The following is a 14522-nucleotide window of genomic DNA, read 5'->3' on the forward strand; positions in this document are numbered from 1 at the left end:
ACGGTGGCCTGCTTGAATACGTTGCCATGCCACCGATCGACGTAGCTCCAGCGCCACCAGGGACGCATGGCGCCATGTGGTCAGGCTGCCACCCGGTCGAGCAGGGTCACAAGAACGTGTAGCGCGTTATCGCGTGCCGACAATGCCTCGGCCCGCGCGATGGCGGCGGTGGCCTGTGCGGAGATCTCTCGGTGGTCACTGGCGTCGCGGCCCGCCCTCGGCCTCGGCGGCTTTCCGTTGGTCCGCGACCTTCGCCAAGCGCTCGCTTAGCTCTTGGCGCAGGCCGTCGATCACTTGCTGGCACCGTTCCACCGCCGCAGGGGATATGCCTGCATCGCGTTCCAGCACATCCGGCAAGGTGTCCAGGACCATAATCACCTGTCTGGCATGTTCGGCAAGGACCATCTCGAAGTCGGCAATGGGAACCAAGGTGCCCGCTTTCTCCATGGCCTCCATGTGCCGCAGCCGGCTTAAACTTTCTTCCTTGAGGCTGCGTGCCTCGTAGTAGCGATCTGCCGAACTGTGCTTTTCGTGCCTCGCGGCCGGCCGGCGCCAGGCCTTGCGCCACCGTGTTTTGGTCCCGTCATGCCGTAACCTCTTGAATTCAATTCAACTTTTCAACCCCGCACACCAGTCTCGACCGCCGCCGCAATGCCCCGTTGGTTGAGGGTATAACCACAGGACCCAAAGGGTTATTATTCACGGGGGTGGCCTCCGCTCACTCGTCTTCATGGGGTAGCCTCGCAGTATCCGCACCCCTCGCCGTCACATGCTGGGCAGGTGGACATGGTGGACATGGTGGACATGGGTTGGCATTTTCCGGCTCATCTCCCACGTGTCACCTATATTCACTGACACTTTTCCCCTGCGTGTAGCTATGTCCACCCATGTCCTTATGTCCACCACTGCTCGGGGGCCACTACCCACGTGGGTGCTCCTCGTTGTAGGTTCCCTTGCGTGAGAACCAGCCCCCCGGCGCGGCGGTCCCGGTGCGCCCTCAGCCAGTAACCCAGGCTGCGGCCGGTGGCTACTCCGCGGGGTGACACCGCGGCCAGCGCGTCCGCCAACGGCGGCACCGTCTCGGCGGCCGATATGAGGTCAGCCGCACGGGCCGGCTGCGTCCCCAAGTGCTCATGCCAAGCCCTGAATAGCGCGGCGGTATCCTGTCGCGACGGATCGGCGTCCCGCGTCCTGTTCATCGCATCAACCGGATCGGCAGTCCCGGCCCAGACCAGGGCGGCGCGGACGGTGCGGGACCATTCGGCATAGCCACCCAACGGCGACAGCTGAGACGGATACCCCGCATCGGCGTGGGCCACCAGCAGCGTAACGATGGCGCCTACCAGGTCCCGACGACGGTCCCGCACCTCCGCTATGAGGTCCTGATCGATCACCCTCAGTTCCGGTCGTTCGGTCCCGGCATCGAACCGGCACACCAGCGCCCGGCGCACAATATCTCCGCGTAAGACCAGGTTGTTGCCGGTGGCGGCCAGTGTCATGGTGCATGGGACTGTCGCGAGCGTGGACGTCCCCAGGGGCCGGACACGTCGATGGGTCTGCGTGAGTATCTGGCACAGGGTGGCACCCTCTAGCGGCCGCTCGATGTTATCGATGGTGACCATCTATCTCCCGCCAGTAGCGCACCGTCCAGCCGCTTAGCTGCTTCGGCCTCGTCGCGCCCATAGTCCAGCACCGGAGCACGCTGGCCGGTCGCCAGCAGTGCGGCCACATCGACCAGCAGGGACTTGCCGGTACCGGGCTCGGGTGCATCTATGGCGTGCATGGGTGCCGTCGGCAAGGTCTGCCGTGCGATGGCCGTCACCAGCAGGGACAGCGCAACAGCCCGGTCTGCGTCTCCCCCAAATGGGAAGTGTCGGATGAGGTCAGCGAGGGTGGCCACTGCCTGGACGGCGGCGGCGCGGTCGGCCGACGCGGGATGGGCCATCCCTCGTCGATGTCTATCGAGTAGTCCGGTACCGCGGTCATACCCGGGCGCGGCTACGACTCGCCCCGCGGTCTACGATGGGGTGCTGCACCACGCCTCGCAGGGTAGGCCAGTCGCCCACATCAGGCGCGACGCAAAGGGTGGCGGATATATCGGCCGGTGGAGCTGTGTCTCGCCAGTCATGCGAACGCACGTCCCATCGTTGCCATGTGGCCCGCCGATCCAGTTCAAGCCGTAGCCATGCAGGATCTACAGTCGCCAAGGTGCACGGCGCCGGCCCGACGGGTTGATCCCGGTGCCATCCTGTGATGCCATGTGGCGGCACCGGGCGGACCAGCAGGCCGCCCCTCACGTATACAGGTGCCGCGGACCCTCGGAGGAGGCTGCAAGCTGCGTCCACTGACTCGGCGAGGCTCAGTCAGTCGCACCACGGGTCGGGCGCGCTCCATCCCGCTCGTGGGGTCGTGTAGGTCGGTAGACTGCTCGGCGTCTTCGGCAGTATCATCAATGCCGAGCTGTCCGCTCGATGTGTCGACCCAGACGCCCGGCCCACCCGCCGGGCGTCGTCGCGTCTGGGCCATGGATCACCCCCTCCCGGCTGCGGCTTGGTAGACGCCGATCTCGTCGTGCCCGATGTCGTTGCGGCCGGTGCCGACATCTGATCATCGAATCCATCGATCGAGGTCCTCAGGGGTATAGAGGGCGCGCGCACCGCGGCCGGCGCCGAACTCGGGAAGGTGGGGCCGGTGCCGCTGACGGCCAACTTCGCCAGCGTCGCCCGAGTGCGGTGGACGCCACGGGCCTGGAGGTATTCGGCGGCCTCCGCGCGGGTTAGGTATTCCGATACGGCCATCTGTGTCTCCGAGTTGCCGATGCCTGAGGGGTCACGATAGCCGGCGGTTACTGACCAGCTCATTGTTTTAACTGGACAAAATTCCATAGCAAAAAATGTCCTTCTTCATTCTTCTCGCGGCGGCGGGTATTTGGTGACAAGCGGATCCTTCTCCATCATTGCGAACGCCTGAGCAGACTTCTCCGCCCGCGGCTCGATGGCGTCAATCCACCGGCCGATCTGCCTGGGCGAAGCGGGCATGACGCGCTCCCGAATTCCTTCATCGCCTCCGCCCGCGCGATCTCTCCTTCGACATAGGCCATTACGATCCCGAATGCAGGCGTGTCGATGGTGGCCCGGTCGGGGTGGAATTTCTTGGATGAGATCCTTGTTCACTCCACGAATTTGGTTCACGGCGACGTTTAGATCCTCGCCCCGCTTTGCGGCCTCCAGCAGTTCGATCAAGGAAAAAACCCGCCACTCGGTGTTGATTCGGGATCGGGGTCGCCTCCCCACGGCTGTTCCTGATACCAGTTCCACACCTCATCCGACATACCTTCCGGGCGGGTTTCGGGCCGCGGTAGTGCGACCGCCTGTTGAATGAAGCGCCACAGGTTTTCATAGTTGATTTCCGTCCCGTGTAGATAGGTTTCCTCGATGGCCTTGAGTCGTTCACTGAAACGTGCCTTTCCGTCGGACTTAGCCATCAGCCCACCTCACCATTCTTGATGGGCACCACGTCGGCGGCCGCCTTCTTGCCTTCCAGCGCCGCACTGATATGACTAGACGCGCGTTCTGCCAGCTCCGCCCGGGCGTCCTGATGCCAGTGGAGATAGCGCGCCACGGTGGATAGCTGGCGGTGCCCCAGGGCCTCCATGATCTGCGCGGACTCCGCTCCCGAGATGGCAAGCCAGCTCCCGAGCGAGTGCCGGTAAGCTGTGCAGGACAATCCCCTCCGGGAATCCAGCCTCCGCCCGGACATCCCGAAACATCTGAGAAAGGGAACTAGGCCCCTTGCCCCGGGCCGCCTTGAACACGAGGTCTTCTGACTCGCCTTCGGGCTGTCGCTTGATGATTGCCTGTGCCGCCGTCGGGAGTCCGATCACCCGCGGCCGGCCGGTGCGCTTCCCCGCTCTTGTGCTCCTTCCACGGCAGGGTGATCACGCCTTGCTGTAGATCGACATGGCGCCACCGCAGGCCGACAATTTCCCCTCGGCGAGCGCCGGTCAGTGCGATCAGCCTAATGGCGTCGGCGGCGGGCCGTCGGATCCGGTGCTCCTCCTCCATGCGGTCAAGGGCCTTAAACAGTCGGGCATATCTTCTGCGGTCTTCAGGGTGGCGTCTCGGGTGCCTGTGCCCTGCACACTGACAGTGGCGGCCGGGTTGGCCTCCATGTAGCCCTCGGACACGCCCCAGGAAAAGATCGCCTTGAGTAGCCGCACGGTTGCGGCTGCGGTGCCTTCCCCGCCCTTCACCCGGATGCGCCCCCGGGGCTTGTCGGAGGGGCCGCTTGCGGCGGTCTTGCCATCCCGGATTTCAGCGAAGGCGCGGCGCACGTCTTCGGCCCTCAGCTTGTGCAGGTACTTGGTGCCGAGGGTCGGGCGGATATGGCGCTTGATGCGGCCCTCGTCAATGTCCCGGGTACTCTGGGCCTTCTCCGCGAACTTGCCGCCCTTCAGATACGCGTCTAGGAGATCGTTCACGGTCAGGGACTCCCGAAGGGAACGCTTCTCTTCCATGGGGTCGATACCGCCCGCCACTTGGATAGCCGAGCTTTTTTGCCTCCTTGCGGGCCTGGTCCGGGGTCATGGCCTCCCCATGCTTGCCGATGGTCTTTCGCCGGGTGCGTCCCTCGGCGGTCCTGTACTGAAAGACGTAGCTCTTGACGCCGGATTTCTGCACCACGATACCGAAGCCCTTTAAGTCTTCGTCCCAGACGAAGAGGGCCTTTTCTCCAGGGAAGTAGCGTCCACGAGTCGCTTGGAAATGCGGGCCATGTCGGGGTTTTCCTCGGTTCCTGAGTAATCGCCGAATAAGCACCTAGTAAGCAAACGGCGGCAAATTCGGGTAAATTCTGTCACCACCACTGCATAGATAGTAGCCGCTAAATGCCTGTGGCGTAAAGAAAAAGTAAAGCGTAGGAAAACCGAGTAAGCAGCGGAAATAGGCGCGAGTCGGGATTGTGGCTCCAGTGGTCGGGGTTCGAATCCCCTCGCTCACCCCATCATTAATTGAAAAGGAAGGGCCGTGCAGGCGACTGCACGGCCTCTTTGCGTCTCGCCCAGAGGATGCATTGCGAAACCCCGGGCTTAGCCGGTCGCCCGTCATGCCGGCGTAAGCCGGTATCCCGGAACGCCGCCCGGGGCCTTCTCCTCGATTGCGGCTTGCGCCACAATGACGTCGCTTCTTCGGTGGTTGGGCGCGGAATGCCGCCTTGGCCCGGGAAGCGCAGGTCTTCCGAGGGCGTCCTTCGTTTCGGCAGCGCTATTTGAACCCCAACAGGCTGTCCAGGTGGGCGGCCACGCTGCGGCCGAGGGCCGGCAGGTCGTAGCCGCCCTCGAGTACCGAGACCACCCGGCCGCCCGCATGGCGCAGGGCCAGCTCCCGGGCCTGGTCCGTGATCCACGCGAAGTCGGCCTCCCGCAGCCTGAACTGGGCCATGGGGTCGGCGGCGTGGGCATCGAAGCCGGCGGACAGCATCACCAGCTGCGGCCGGAAGGCATCCAGGGCGCAGGCCACCGGGCCTCCACGGCGCGGCGGAAGTCCTCGCCGCCGGTGCCGGCGGGCAGGGGGATGTTGATGACGTTGTCGGCGGTGGCCTCGTCGCCGCTGAAGGGGTAGTAGGGGTGCTGGAAGGAGGAACAGAAGAGCACCCGGGGATCACCCTCGAAGATGTCCTGGGTGCCGTTGCCGTGGTGCACGTCGAAATCGACGATGGCGATGCGCTCAAGGCCGTAGGCATCCAGGGCACAGGCAGCCCGCGGCGACGTTGTTGTAAATGCAGAACCCCGCGTGATCGTGCCCGGCATGGTGGCGCGGGCGCACGTTGCAGAATACCTTGTCGATATCGTCGTTCATCACCAGGTCCACCGCCTTGATGACCGCGCCGGCGTGGCGCGCGGCCTCCAGGCTGTGGGGGTTCATGAGGGTGTCGTCGTCCAGGGGCTTGAGGCCGGTGGTGGGGCTGACGGCCTCTATGAGGTCCAGGTATTCCGGGTCGTGGACCCGCAGCAGCTGTTCCCGGGTGACGGTGGGGGCATCCACATGGCGCACGGTGAAGTCGAGGCCCGAGGCCAGGAGGGCGTCATGGATGGCGCCGAGGCGGGCCGGTTGCTCCGGGTGGTCGTCACCCATGTCGTGGAGACGGCAGCTGGGGTGGGTGACGATGGCCATGGTCATGACGGCGGGGACCCCGGTGGCGAGCGAAGATGATAAAGCCAGGTTACTGTAAGGAACGGGCGCCCGGAATCGTCCTGTGCCTGACGTCGTTCTTTCCCGGGTGCCGAGTTTGTCATCCGATGGTCCACCCCCGGGCACGAAGACGACTAAACTCGTAAATTACGTAGTTGAATCGTGGCCGGCAGGGGCGTGCACCGGCGCCCGACAAGGGGAGACAGGCTTATTCCTGTCAAGAACCTGGACAAGATCTTTCGGCCGCGCCGCATCGCCCTGTTCGGGGCCGAGGACCGGCCGGGCAATCTCGGCGCAGCGGTCCAGGCCAACCTCATGGGCGGCGCCTTCGACGGCGTGATTTTCCCCATCCACCCCACCCGCGAGGCCCTGCACGGGGTCGCCACCTACGCCGATGTCCGGCAGTTGCCGAAGGTGCCGGACCTGGCCGTCATCTGCAATCCGGCGGTGGAGGTCCCCGCCATCGTCGAGGCCTGCGGTGCCCGGGGCATCAAGGGGGTGTTGGTACTGTCGGGGGGCTTTCGCGAAACGGGTAGGGACGGGGCCGCCCTGGAAGACGAGCTGGAGGCCATCCGCCAGCGCCATGTTGGCATGCGCATCCTCGGGCCCAATTCCCTCGGGGTCATCCTGCCCACTATTGGCCTCAACGCCAGCCATGCCGTCACCATGCCCAAGGCGGGCCATCTGGCCTTCATCTCCGAATCCCGCGCCCTGTGCAACTCGGTCATCGACTGGGCCACCGAGGAGGGCATCGGCTTCTCCGCCTTCGTCTCCACCGGCAACCGCCTCGACATCGGCTTCGGCGATCTCATCGACTGGTGCGGCAACGACCCCAAGACCCAGGCCATCATCGTCTACCTGCAGAGCCTCACCCATGCCCGGCGTTTCATGTCGGCGGCGCGGGCCTTCGCCATGACCAAGCCTATCGTGGTGTACAAGGCGGGCCACTACGCCGAGACCGTGGATGCCGTGGCCTCCCACACCGGCGACATGGTGGGCGAGGATGCGGTGTTCGAGGCGGCCTTCCGGCGCTGCGGCGTGGTGCGGGCCTACGAGCTGGACGACATCTTCGACGTGGCCGAGGTGCTGGCCTCCCAGCGCCTGCCCCGAGGGGCGCGCCTCGGTATCCTCAGCAACGCCGGCGGCTCGGCCATCATCGCCAGCGATGCCCTGCTCAGTCGGGGCGGCGAGATGGCCGCACTGGAGGAGGCCACGGAGGCGGGGCTGCGGGATCTGCTGCCCCCCGCCGCCCGTCACCGCAACCCGGTGGACATCCTGGACGGCGCGCCCCCGGAGCGCTATGGCACGGCCCTGGGGTTGTTGCTGGCGGACCACAACGTGGATGCCGTGCTGGTGGTCTTCTCCGTGCAATCGGGCAACGACCCCCTGGCCACCGCCCGCGTGGTGGTGGACAAGGCCCGCCGGGCCGCCAAACCGGTGCTGGCGGCGTGGATGGGCGGGGCGCGGGTGCGCCAGGGGGTCCAGGTGCTCAACGAGGCTGGCCTGCCCACCCACAAGACGCCCGAGCAGGCCGTCAGGGCCTTCATGCACCTGGTCTCCTACGCGCGCAACCTGGAGGCCCTCTACCAGACCCCCAGGGACGTACCCGTGCCCTTCGACCTCAACCGCCGCAAGCTGCGCCGGCGCCTCGAACCCCTGCTGGCGGGACGGCGGCCCTCCATGGCCGGGCACGCCATGGCCTTCCTCCAGGCCTACGGCATCCCGGTGTGCCCCACCTGCATGGTGGCCTCCGCCGACGAGGCGGTGCGGGCCGCGACCCGGGTGGGCTTCCCGGTGGTGTTGAAGGTCATGTCGCCCCAGATCCCCCACAAGGTGGATGTGGGCGGCGTGGCCCTGGACCTGCCCGACGAGCAGGCGGTGCGCAAGGCCTACCACCGGATTCTGGAGGATACCCACCGCCACTGCGGTGACGTGGATATCCACGGCGTGTGCGTGCAGCCCATGGTGGCCCTGGAGGGGGTGGAGTTGATCCTGGGGGCCAAGAAGGACCCCACCTTCGGCGCCGTGATCATGGTGGGCATGGGCGGCGTGGCCACCAACGTCCACAACGACCGCGCTCTCGGACTGCCGCCCCTGAACGAGCGCCTGGTGCGGCAGATGCTGGAGTCCCTGCGCGCCTGGCCCCTGCTCCAGGGTTATCGCGGCCGGCCGCCGGTGGACGTGGACCGTCTCGTCGAGGTCATCATCCGCTTTTCCCGGCTCATCGCGGATTACCCCGAGATAGACCAGTTCGACGTCAACCCCCTGCGCTGCACCAGCGACGGCGTGGTGGCCCTGGATGCCTTCATGGTGCTGGACGCGGCCCGCGCAGGGTCTGACGCCGAGGCCTTCCCCCACCTCGCCATCCGGCCCTATCCCGAAGACTTCGTCCGCCACGGCCGTGCCGCCGACGGCACCCCCGTCACCCTGCGTTCGGTACGCGCCGAGGACGAGCCCATGTGGCATGGGCTGGTGGCCAGTTCCTCCACCGAGTCCATCCGCTTTCGCTTCCGCTCCGTGTTCCGCCAGACCTCCCACCGCATGGCGGTGGAACACTGCGTCATCGACCACGAACGCCAGATCTCCATCGTCGCCGAGGTGGTCCTGGAGGACGGTCCCGAGATGGCCGGCATCGCCCAACTGCTGGCGGACGCAGACCATGAGACGGCCGAATTCGCCGTGCTGGTCTCGGACCCGTGGCAGCAGCGCAAGATAGGCGGCATGCTGCTGGACTACTGCCTGGAACTGGCGGCCAAATGGGGCGTGCAGCGGGTAATGGCGGAGACGGACCCCCAGAACCGGCGCATGCTGGAGGCCTTCAAGAAGCGTGGATTCAAGGCCGAGGTGAACTACGAAGACGACGTGGTATTGCTGCACAAGGCCCTGGGCGACCCGCGACCCGCCCCCACTCCAGAGGAGCCCGCGCAGTGAATCGTCACCCGCCTATTTAAAAGCGGGGGCGTTTTTCTATATACTTGCGCGCTTCACGCCGGTGCCGGAACACCGGCCCTGTCACCGGGCCGGGGCATCATGAGGCAGCGCCACGGATGGCGAGGAAAGCTCAATCTCGAAGGGCCGTTAGCTCAGTTGGTAGAGCAGCTGACTCTTAATCAGTAGGTCGAAGGTTCGAATCCTTCACGGCCCACCAATAAAATCAATAAGTTGCAAGAATAACCTTATATCACTATCAAGAATAATCTACCAGATTATCTACTAACGCTCCGGCAATAGTCCGACAGGAAGGACCCACATTCGCCAGCGCGTAGGAGTCAAGGTCCAATCCTGCCCGGCCTTTGTATTCACCAGAGGGCACCGGGTAGCCGCCGTCGCCGCGCAAAGCTGAATCAGGGCTTGCCGGGGAGGAAGTGCCACTATAGTATCACTTCATGAGAACTGAACTCGTCACAACTCTAAAGCGTCAGGCCACCGAACTGCTTTCCGAACTTGAAAGGAGCAGGGAGCCCATTCTTATCACGCAGCATGGCGTTCCGAGCGCCTACCTGGTGGATGTCGAAACATACGAAGCAATGCAACATAGGATGAGACTGCTTGAGGGGATCGCACGAGGGGAGAAAGCCATCGAGGATGGGCGAACCCTCACCCATGCGCAGGCAAGGAAGCGCATGGATCGATGGCTGAAATAATTTGGACCGAGCCCGCACTTAGCGATCTGGATGCCATTGCGGACTATATTGCTCTGGATAACCCAGACGCAGCAAGAACCTTGGTTCAAAGCGTCTTTCGCCACGTAGATCAGCTCGCTGATCACCCCAAGAGCGGCTCCAAGCCCCAGGAACTCAAGGGGTGGCGTTACAGACAAATCGTCGAGCCTCCATGCCGCATCTTTTATCGGGAAGAGGATTCGCGCGCCTATATTCTTTATGTCATGCGAGGCGAACAGTTGCTTCGCCGTTCTGTTCTTGCTGCTCGTGGCAGGCTCCCGAAAAAGTAAAGCCCGACAAGCCGCGTCGCCCGCCGTCGGTCCTGTTTCGCTCTACGAGGCGACGCTGGTGTTGTCATTGGCGGCGGCACCGAACCTTTGGATCGTTCTGGCCGATGGCGTCGATGATGGGGCAACCCTTGTCGGTTCCATGGCAGCTCTCAACGAGCTGTCGCAGCTCGTCGCGCAGGGTCGTCAGCTCCTGCAGGCGGGTTTCGACTTCTTCCAGCTTTGCGGCGGTGATGGCCCGGACGCTGCTGCGGGCATTTTGGGGGTCGTCCCGCATCTTCAGGAGGGTCCCGATCTCTGCGAGGCTGAAGCCCATGCCCTGGGCCCGCCGGATGAATCTGAGGCGTGCGATGTCTTCGTCCGTGTAAGTACGGATACCGGAAGAAGTGCGCATCACCGTCGGCAACAGGCCGATGCGTTCGTAGTAGCGCAGGGTATCCACGGATAGGCCTGTCGAGCGGGACACCCTGCCTATACGATGATGGCCATCTCTGGGTGACGCGGATGTCTTCATGTTCTTCCCATCCCATGTCCGTGTCCTTCACGCACAGATCCCGACGCTCAGAAATTGAACCTGACACCGGCGCGAAGGAGGTAGTCGGTCTCCAGGGCGCCGCCGTTGAGGTTCTGTGCTACCGGCACCTGCAGCGCCCCCTCCAGGAGCCACCGTCGGCCGACGTATTGAAGCCCCGGTGTGAGGAAGAACCGTGTACCGCCCGAGTCCGGGTCCCTGCGGCCATCGATACGGTTCCTGCCCTCATGGACCAGGTTGGCCTCCAGGACGCCGTAGATGAAGGCCGGTACGCCACCGGCAAGCTCCAAAGGATGCAAGCGATATTGCAAAGATCCATCCAGGCGCCAGACATCCCCGGCCTCGAAGTCGTCGGCCACCGTGTTCTCCCGATAAGCGATCTGCCCATCCATCTGGTATCTCAGGGTCTGGTAGGTCATGACGATGCCGCCGAAATAGTCCCACGAACCGGTGCCCGCCTGCACACTGGCCGGCAGCCGGCCATGGGAATCACGGTCGTCATGCTCGCCCGTGGGCGCCTTGATCCCGGCGAAGGGCGCGACGCGCAGGGTTTGCCCGAGCCGATCATGCCGATAGGCGGTATGGCGCGCGAGGAGGGAAAGGTCACCGAAGCCGCTGGTGCTGCGGGAGATCCGTTGCCCGTCCGTGGTCCGGTCCAGATCGATGTCCCGGTAGGCGAGTTCGCCGAACAGCGCCCACCGATTTGTGATGCCGTAACCCAGCACGCTGATGGCGGCGACCTCGGTGCGCTCCCGTTGGGCCTCACTGGGGTCCTCACCAGACCGATGGACGACCAATTGCTCGCGGGCCATGAACACCCCTCGGGCGACGGGCAGGGCGGTGTTGAAGGTGATGGGTGCGGCCTGAGGGGAATTGCTCCAGGCCAGCGAGCAAGACAGCGCCAAGGCAAGGCTGGGGCCCGGGCGCCATCGCCGTGAGTGGCAAGCGGCCATGGTCACTCCACTGGCTCTCAGCTGTCGGTGTTCGGCCTTCATTGTGGATGTTTCGTCATGCCGCGATAAGTAAAGCCCGCCTCTTGGATCACGGTCTTCATCTGTGATTCCGCGATCTCCACGCCGTCACGCACCTGCAGGGTCACACGGCCCTGGCTCAGATCGACATCCACCTGCTCCACGCCGTCGATTTCCTGCAGCTTTCTCTCGATGCCGTAGACGCAAAAAGGACAGGCCAGACCGTCCACCCGCAGCTCGTAGCGTGTGCCGGCGGCCGCTGCCGCGATGGCCAGCCCCACCAGGGCGGCGGCGATGATGGATCTGATGATGAGGGATCTAATCATGAGGCTCTTCATGGAATATTGCCGTTGGGGTTTGAAGAGCAGGGTATCCCCTGGAGCCGACTCCAGGTCAAGCTCCGATGGCTGTATCGGCGGGCCGCTCACCGGGGCGGCGGTTCGGTCTTGACTCCGTACGCGGGTACGTCGTTTAGCCTTGCATGACGAACTGAGACATAAACCTTCCACCGGGAGCAATCCATGCATGCCATGATGATCTGGCTCGCCCGCTTGGGCTACAAGACGGGCGCCCTCGGCGCCATCGTCTCCACCATGGGCTGCGCCATGTGCTTTCCGGCCCTGGCCAGTATCGGCGCGGCCCCGGGCCTGGGATTCCTGGCGCAATGGGAGAGCCTGTTCATCAATACCTTGCTGCCGCTGTTCGCCTGGCTGGCTCTGGCCGCCAACGGCCTGGGTTGGCTCGGCCACCGCCAATGGCATCGCAGTGTGCTCGGCATGGTGGGCCCGGCGGTGGTGCTGCTGAGCCTTTACCCATGGTTCCGTTATGGTTGGAGCACCTGGACCCTGTATGCCGGGTTGATACTGATGCTGGGGGTGGCTGTGTGGGACTTCGTGGCCCCCGCCCATCACCGTTGCGGCCCGCGGGATTGTGGTTCCGCAGTGGTGAGACCATGAGCCTGCACATCGCCATCGTGGGCAGCGGCTCAGCCGCCTTCGCTGCCGCCATCGAGGCCGCGGATCGGGCTGCGCGCGTCACCCTTGTCGAGGGCGGGGAGTTGATAGGTGGTACCTGCGTCAACGTCGGCTGTGTACCGTCCAAAGTGATGATCCGCGGCGCCCAGATCGCCGAGATGCAGACTCATCACGCCTTTGATGGCATCCCCCGCACCACGCCGGTCATCGACCGTCGCGCCATGGTGGGCCAGCAACAACGGCTCGTCGAGAGATTGCGCATCGCCAAGTACGAGAGAATTCTGGAATCCAATCCGGCCATCGAGCTGCTGCGCGGTATGGCGCGTTTCCAAGATCCCGCTACCCTGATCGTTCGCGGGGCCGATGGTACTGAACAGATCCTGCGCCCCGATCGCATCCTGCTGGCGGCCGGCGCGCGCCCGGCGATACCCGCCATCAAGGGTCTAACCGCGACGCCCTACTGGACATCGACAGAAGCCCTGGTGGCCGAAGCGATCCCGGAGCACCTCATGGTGCTGGGCGGCTCCGTGGTCGCGTTGGAACTGGCGCAGGCCTTCCGCCGGCTGGGCGCGCGAGTCACGGTGCTGGCACGCAGTACCCTGTTGTCGAGGGAGGACGCTGACCTCGGTGCAGGCCTGAAGACGGTGCTGGAAGGGGAAGGCATGGCGATCGCGCTGCACACGGTACCCGAGAGCATACACCATGATGGCAAGGGCTTCGTGGTGCGTACCGCCGCGGGCGAGATCCACGGCGATCGGTTGCTGGTCGCCACCGGACGGCGATCCAATGCAGACACGCTGGGATTGGAAAACGCGGGCGTCGCCACCACCCGGGCCGGCAACATCGTCGTCGACGACCACATGCGTACCAACGTCGAGCACATCTATGCCGCCGGCGACTGTACCGACCGGCCTCAGTACGTCTATGTGGCGGCAGCCGCCGGCACGCGGGCGGCGCGCAACATGACCGGCGAAGATGTCGCCCTGGACCTGACTGCCATGCCGGCGGTGGTGTTCACCGATCCACAGGTGGCCACGGTGGGCCTCACCGAGGCACAGGCGAAGGCGCAAGGGATCGCGGCCGACAGTCGCAGCCTCCATGTGGAGAACGTGCCGCGGGCGCTGGCCAACTTCGACGCCCGTGGCTTCATCAAGCTGGTGGCAGAAAAGGACAGCGGCCGCATCCTGGGTTGTCAGGTATTGGCGCACGAGGGTGGCGAGATCATCCAGACGGCCGTGCTGGCCATCCGCAACCGCATGACCATCCCGGAGCTGGCCGATCAGATGTTTCCCTATCTCACCATGGTGGAGGGCCTCAAGCTCTGCGCCCAGACCTTTTCCCGGGACGTGGCCCGACTCTCCTGCTGTGCCGGGTGACGGGGCCTCCCGGGTGGCCCAGAATGGCGCCCGGAGAATATGTGTTCGGCAAGGGGGCAGTAAGGTGAATACGAAGGCGGCCGGGCGGGCGGAACCAGGGCTTACCATCGGGCGCCTCGCCGCGGTGGCGGGCGTCAACGTGGAGACAGTCCGCTACTATCAGCGCATCGGCCTCATCATCGCACCCGTGAAGCCCGCCCGTGGCTACCGTCGCTATCCGCCAGATGCCGTGGAGCGTATCCGCTTCATCAAGCGCGCCCAGGAGCTGGGATTCAATCTCCGGGAAATCGCGGAGCTGCTGTCCCTGAATGACGGTGACTGCAACGAGGCGCGCCTCATGGCGGAGCACAAGCTCGAGGCCATTCGCCGGCGCATGGACGATCTCGGTGCCATGGCCCATGAGCTGACTGCATTGATCGTGGCCTGCCGGGACCATGCGTCTCGGCAGGGACGTTGCGCCATCATCGCCAGCCTCGGCCAGGACAAGGGCCGGAACGAGGGCCAGAACGAGGGCCAGAGAGGCTAACCGCCG

The 14522-nt window shown here is 64.7% G+C and carries 16 protein-coding genes, 1 tRNA gene and 1 pseudogene; 7 read left to right on the forward strand and 11 right to left on the reverse strand.

What is annotated here, in order from left to right:
- Positions 1-195: 195 nt before the first annotated feature.
- From U5S82_14795 to U5S82_14830, 8 genes and pseudogenes are all read right to left on the reverse strand, one after another.
- Positions 196-456, reverse strand: coding sequence for a DUF1441 family protein (locus tag U5S82_14795; GenBank protein ID MDZ7752884.1), 261 nt, complete (start codon positions 454-456; stop codon positions 196-198).
- Positions 457-893: 437 nt separating this feature from the next.
- Positions 894-1622 carry a hypothetical protein gene (locus U5S82_14800; GenBank protein ID MDZ7752885.1) on the reverse strand — a complete coding sequence of 243 codons (729 nt, stop codon included), beginning with the start codon at positions 1620-1622 and terminating at the stop codon, positions 894-896.
- Entirely contained in the window at positions 1589-1945 is a 357-nt protein-coding gene (locus U5S82_14805; protein MDZ7752886.1) for a hypothetical protein, read from the reverse strand. Before U5S82_14805 ends, U5S82_14800 begins: the two co-directional genes overlap by 34 nt.
- Positions 1946-2903: 958 nt before the next feature.
- Positions 2904-3242 carry a hypothetical protein gene (locus tag U5S82_14810; GenBank protein ID MDZ7752887.1) on the reverse strand — a complete coding sequence of 113 codons (339 nt, stop codon included), beginning with the start codon at positions 3240-3242 and terminating at the stop codon, positions 2904-2906.
- Positions 3239-3484, reverse strand: coding sequence for a hypothetical protein (locus U5S82_14815; protein ID MDZ7752888.1), 246 nt, complete (start codon positions 3482-3484; stop codon positions 3239-3241). Before U5S82_14815 ends, U5S82_14810 begins: the two co-directional genes overlap by 4 nt.
- Positions 3484-3654, reverse strand: a complete 171-nt coding sequence (locus U5S82_14820) for a hypothetical protein (GenBank protein ID MDZ7752889.1) — start codon at positions 3652-3654, stop codon at positions 3484-3486. The genes U5S82_14815 and U5S82_14820 overlap by 1 nt, the downstream gene beginning before the upstream one ends.
- Positions 3655-4012: 358 nt before the next feature.
- Positions 4013-4516 (reverse strand): hypothetical protein, encoded by a 504-nt coding sequence (locus tag U5S82_14825; GenBank protein MDZ7752890.1) that lies wholly within the window; start codon positions 4514-4516, stop codon positions 4013-4015.
- Positions 4517-5261: 745 nt separating this feature from the next.
- Positions 5262-6176: pseudogene (locus tag U5S82_14830) on the reverse strand (histone deacetylase family protein).
- 174 nt (positions 6177-6350) lie between these two features.
- Here U5S82_14830 and U5S82_14835 point away from each other — a divergent pair.
- The 4 genes from U5S82_14835 to U5S82_14850 all read left to right on the forward strand — a co-directional run bounded on the left by U5S82_14835 (position 6351) and on the right by U5S82_14850 (position 10140).
- Positions 6351-9119, forward strand: coding sequence for a bifunctional acetate--CoA ligase family protein/GNAT family N-acetyltransferase (locus tag U5S82_14835; protein MDZ7752891.1), 2769 nt, complete (start codon positions 6351-6353; stop codon positions 9117-9119).
- 141 nt (positions 9120-9260) lie between these two features.
- Positions 9261-9336, forward strand: a tRNA-Lys gene (locus U5S82_14840).
- A 238-nt stretch (positions 9337-9574) separates the two neighbouring features.
- The gene (locus U5S82_14845) at positions 9575-9832 is read left to right on the forward strand and encodes a type II toxin-antitoxin system Phd/YefM family antitoxin (protein MDZ7752892.1); all 258 of its coding nucleotides are present in this window, start codon (positions 9575-9577) and stop codon (positions 9830-9832) included.
- On the forward strand, positions 9820-10140 hold the full coding sequence (locus U5S82_14850) for a type II toxin-antitoxin system RelE/ParE family toxin (protein MDZ7752893.1): 321 nt from the start codon (positions 9820-9822) through the stop codon (positions 10138-10140). Before U5S82_14845 ends, U5S82_14850 begins: the two co-directional genes overlap by 13 nt.
- A 64-nt stretch (positions 10141-10204) precedes the next feature.
- On the opposite strand, the gene U5S82_14855 is transcribed toward U5S82_14850, so the two are convergent.
- The 3 genes from U5S82_14855 to U5S82_14865 form a co-directional block, all read right to left on the reverse strand.
- A complete protein-coding gene (locus U5S82_14855) occupies positions 10205-10651 on the reverse strand; it encodes a heavy metal-responsive transcriptional regulator (GenBank protein MDZ7752894.1) in 447 nt (148 codons plus the stop codon).
- 47 nt (positions 10652-10698) lie between these two features.
- On the reverse strand, positions 10699-11574 hold the full coding sequence (locus U5S82_14860) for a transporter (protein MDZ7752895.1): 876 nt from the start codon (positions 11572-11574) through the stop codon (positions 10699-10701).
- 86 nt (positions 11575-11660) lie between these two features.
- Positions 11661-11966 (reverse strand): heavy-metal-associated domain-containing protein, encoded by a 306-nt coding sequence (locus U5S82_14865; protein MDZ7752896.1) that lies wholly within the window; start codon positions 11964-11966, stop codon positions 11661-11663.
- Between the two features lie 195 nt (positions 11967-12161).
- Between U5S82_14865 and merC the strand changes: the two genes are divergently transcribed.
- From merC to U5S82_14880, 3 genes are all read left to right on the forward strand, one after another.
- The gene (merC, locus tag U5S82_14870) at positions 12162-12596 is read left to right on the forward strand and encodes an organomercurial transporter MerC (protein ID MDZ7752897.1); all 435 of its coding nucleotides are present in this window, start codon (positions 12162-12164) and stop codon (positions 12594-12596) included.
- Positions 12593-13990 carry a mercury(II) reductase gene (gene merA / locus U5S82_14875; protein ID MDZ7752898.1) on the forward strand — a complete coding sequence of 466 codons (1398 nt, stop codon included), beginning with the start codon at positions 12593-12595 and terminating at the stop codon, positions 13988-13990. Before merC ends, merA begins: the two co-directional genes overlap by 4 nt.
- Positions 13991-14054: 64 nt before the next feature.
- Positions 14055-14516 carry a MerR family transcriptional regulator gene (locus tag U5S82_14880; GenBank protein ID MDZ7752899.1) on the forward strand — a complete coding sequence of 154 codons (462 nt, stop codon included), beginning with the start codon at positions 14055-14057 and terminating at the stop codon, positions 14514-14516.
- The last annotated feature ends 6 nt before the right edge of the window (positions 14517-14522 follow it).

It is taken from the genome of Gammaproteobacteria bacterium, assembly GCA_034522055.1.
Taxonomy (GTDB): Bacteria; Pseudomonadota; Gammaproteobacteria; order JAABTG01; family JAABTG01; genus JAABTG01.

Excerpts from the sequence above, each read along its gene's own strand:
- U5S82_14795 (MDZ7752884.1), bottom strand. The coding sequence starts at position 456 with ATGGAGGCCATGGAGAAAGCGGGCACCTTGGTTCCCATTGCCGACTTC.
- U5S82_14800 (MDZ7752885.1), bottom strand. The coding sequence starts at position 1,622 with ATGGTCACCATCGATAACATCGAGCGGCCGCTAGAGGGTGCCACCCTG.
- U5S82_14805 (MDZ7752886.1), bottom strand. The coding sequence starts at position 1,945 with ATGGCCCATCCCGCGTCGGCCGACCGCGCCGCCGCCGTCCAGGCAGTG.
- U5S82_14815 (MDZ7752888.1), bottom strand. The coding sequence starts at position 3,484 with ATGGCTAAGTCCGACGGAAAGGCACGTTTCAGTGAACGACTCAAGGCC.
- U5S82_14820 (MDZ7752889.1), bottom strand. The coding sequence starts at position 3,654 with ATGGAGGCCCTGGGGCACCGCCAGCTATCCACCGTGGCGCGCTATCTC.
- U5S82_14825 (MDZ7752890.1), bottom strand. The coding sequence starts at position 4,516 with ATGGAAGAGAAGCGTTCCCTTCGGGAGTCCCTGACCGTGAACGATCTC.
- U5S82_14845 (MDZ7752892.1), top strand. The coding sequence starts at position 9,575 with ATGAGAACTGAACTCGTCACAACTCTAAAGCGTCAGGCCACCGAACTG.
- U5S82_14850 (MDZ7752893.1), top strand. The coding sequence starts at position 9,820 with ATGGCTGAAATAATTTGGACCGAGCCCGCACTTAGCGATCTGGATGCC.
- U5S82_14855 (MDZ7752894.1), bottom strand. The coding sequence starts at position 10,651 with ATGAAGACATCCGCGTCACCCAGAGATGGCCATCATCGTATAGGCAGG.
- U5S82_14865 (MDZ7752896.1), bottom strand. The coding sequence starts at position 11,966 with ATGATTAGATCCCTCATCATCAGATCCATCATCGCCGCCGCCCTGGTG.
- merC (MDZ7752897.1), top strand. The coding sequence starts at position 12,162 with ATGCATGCCATGATGATCTGGCTCGCCCGCTTGGGCTACAAGACGGGC.
- merA (MDZ7752898.1), top strand. The coding sequence starts at position 12,593 with ATGAGCCTGCACATCGCCATCGTGGGCAGCGGCTCAGCCGCCTTCGCT.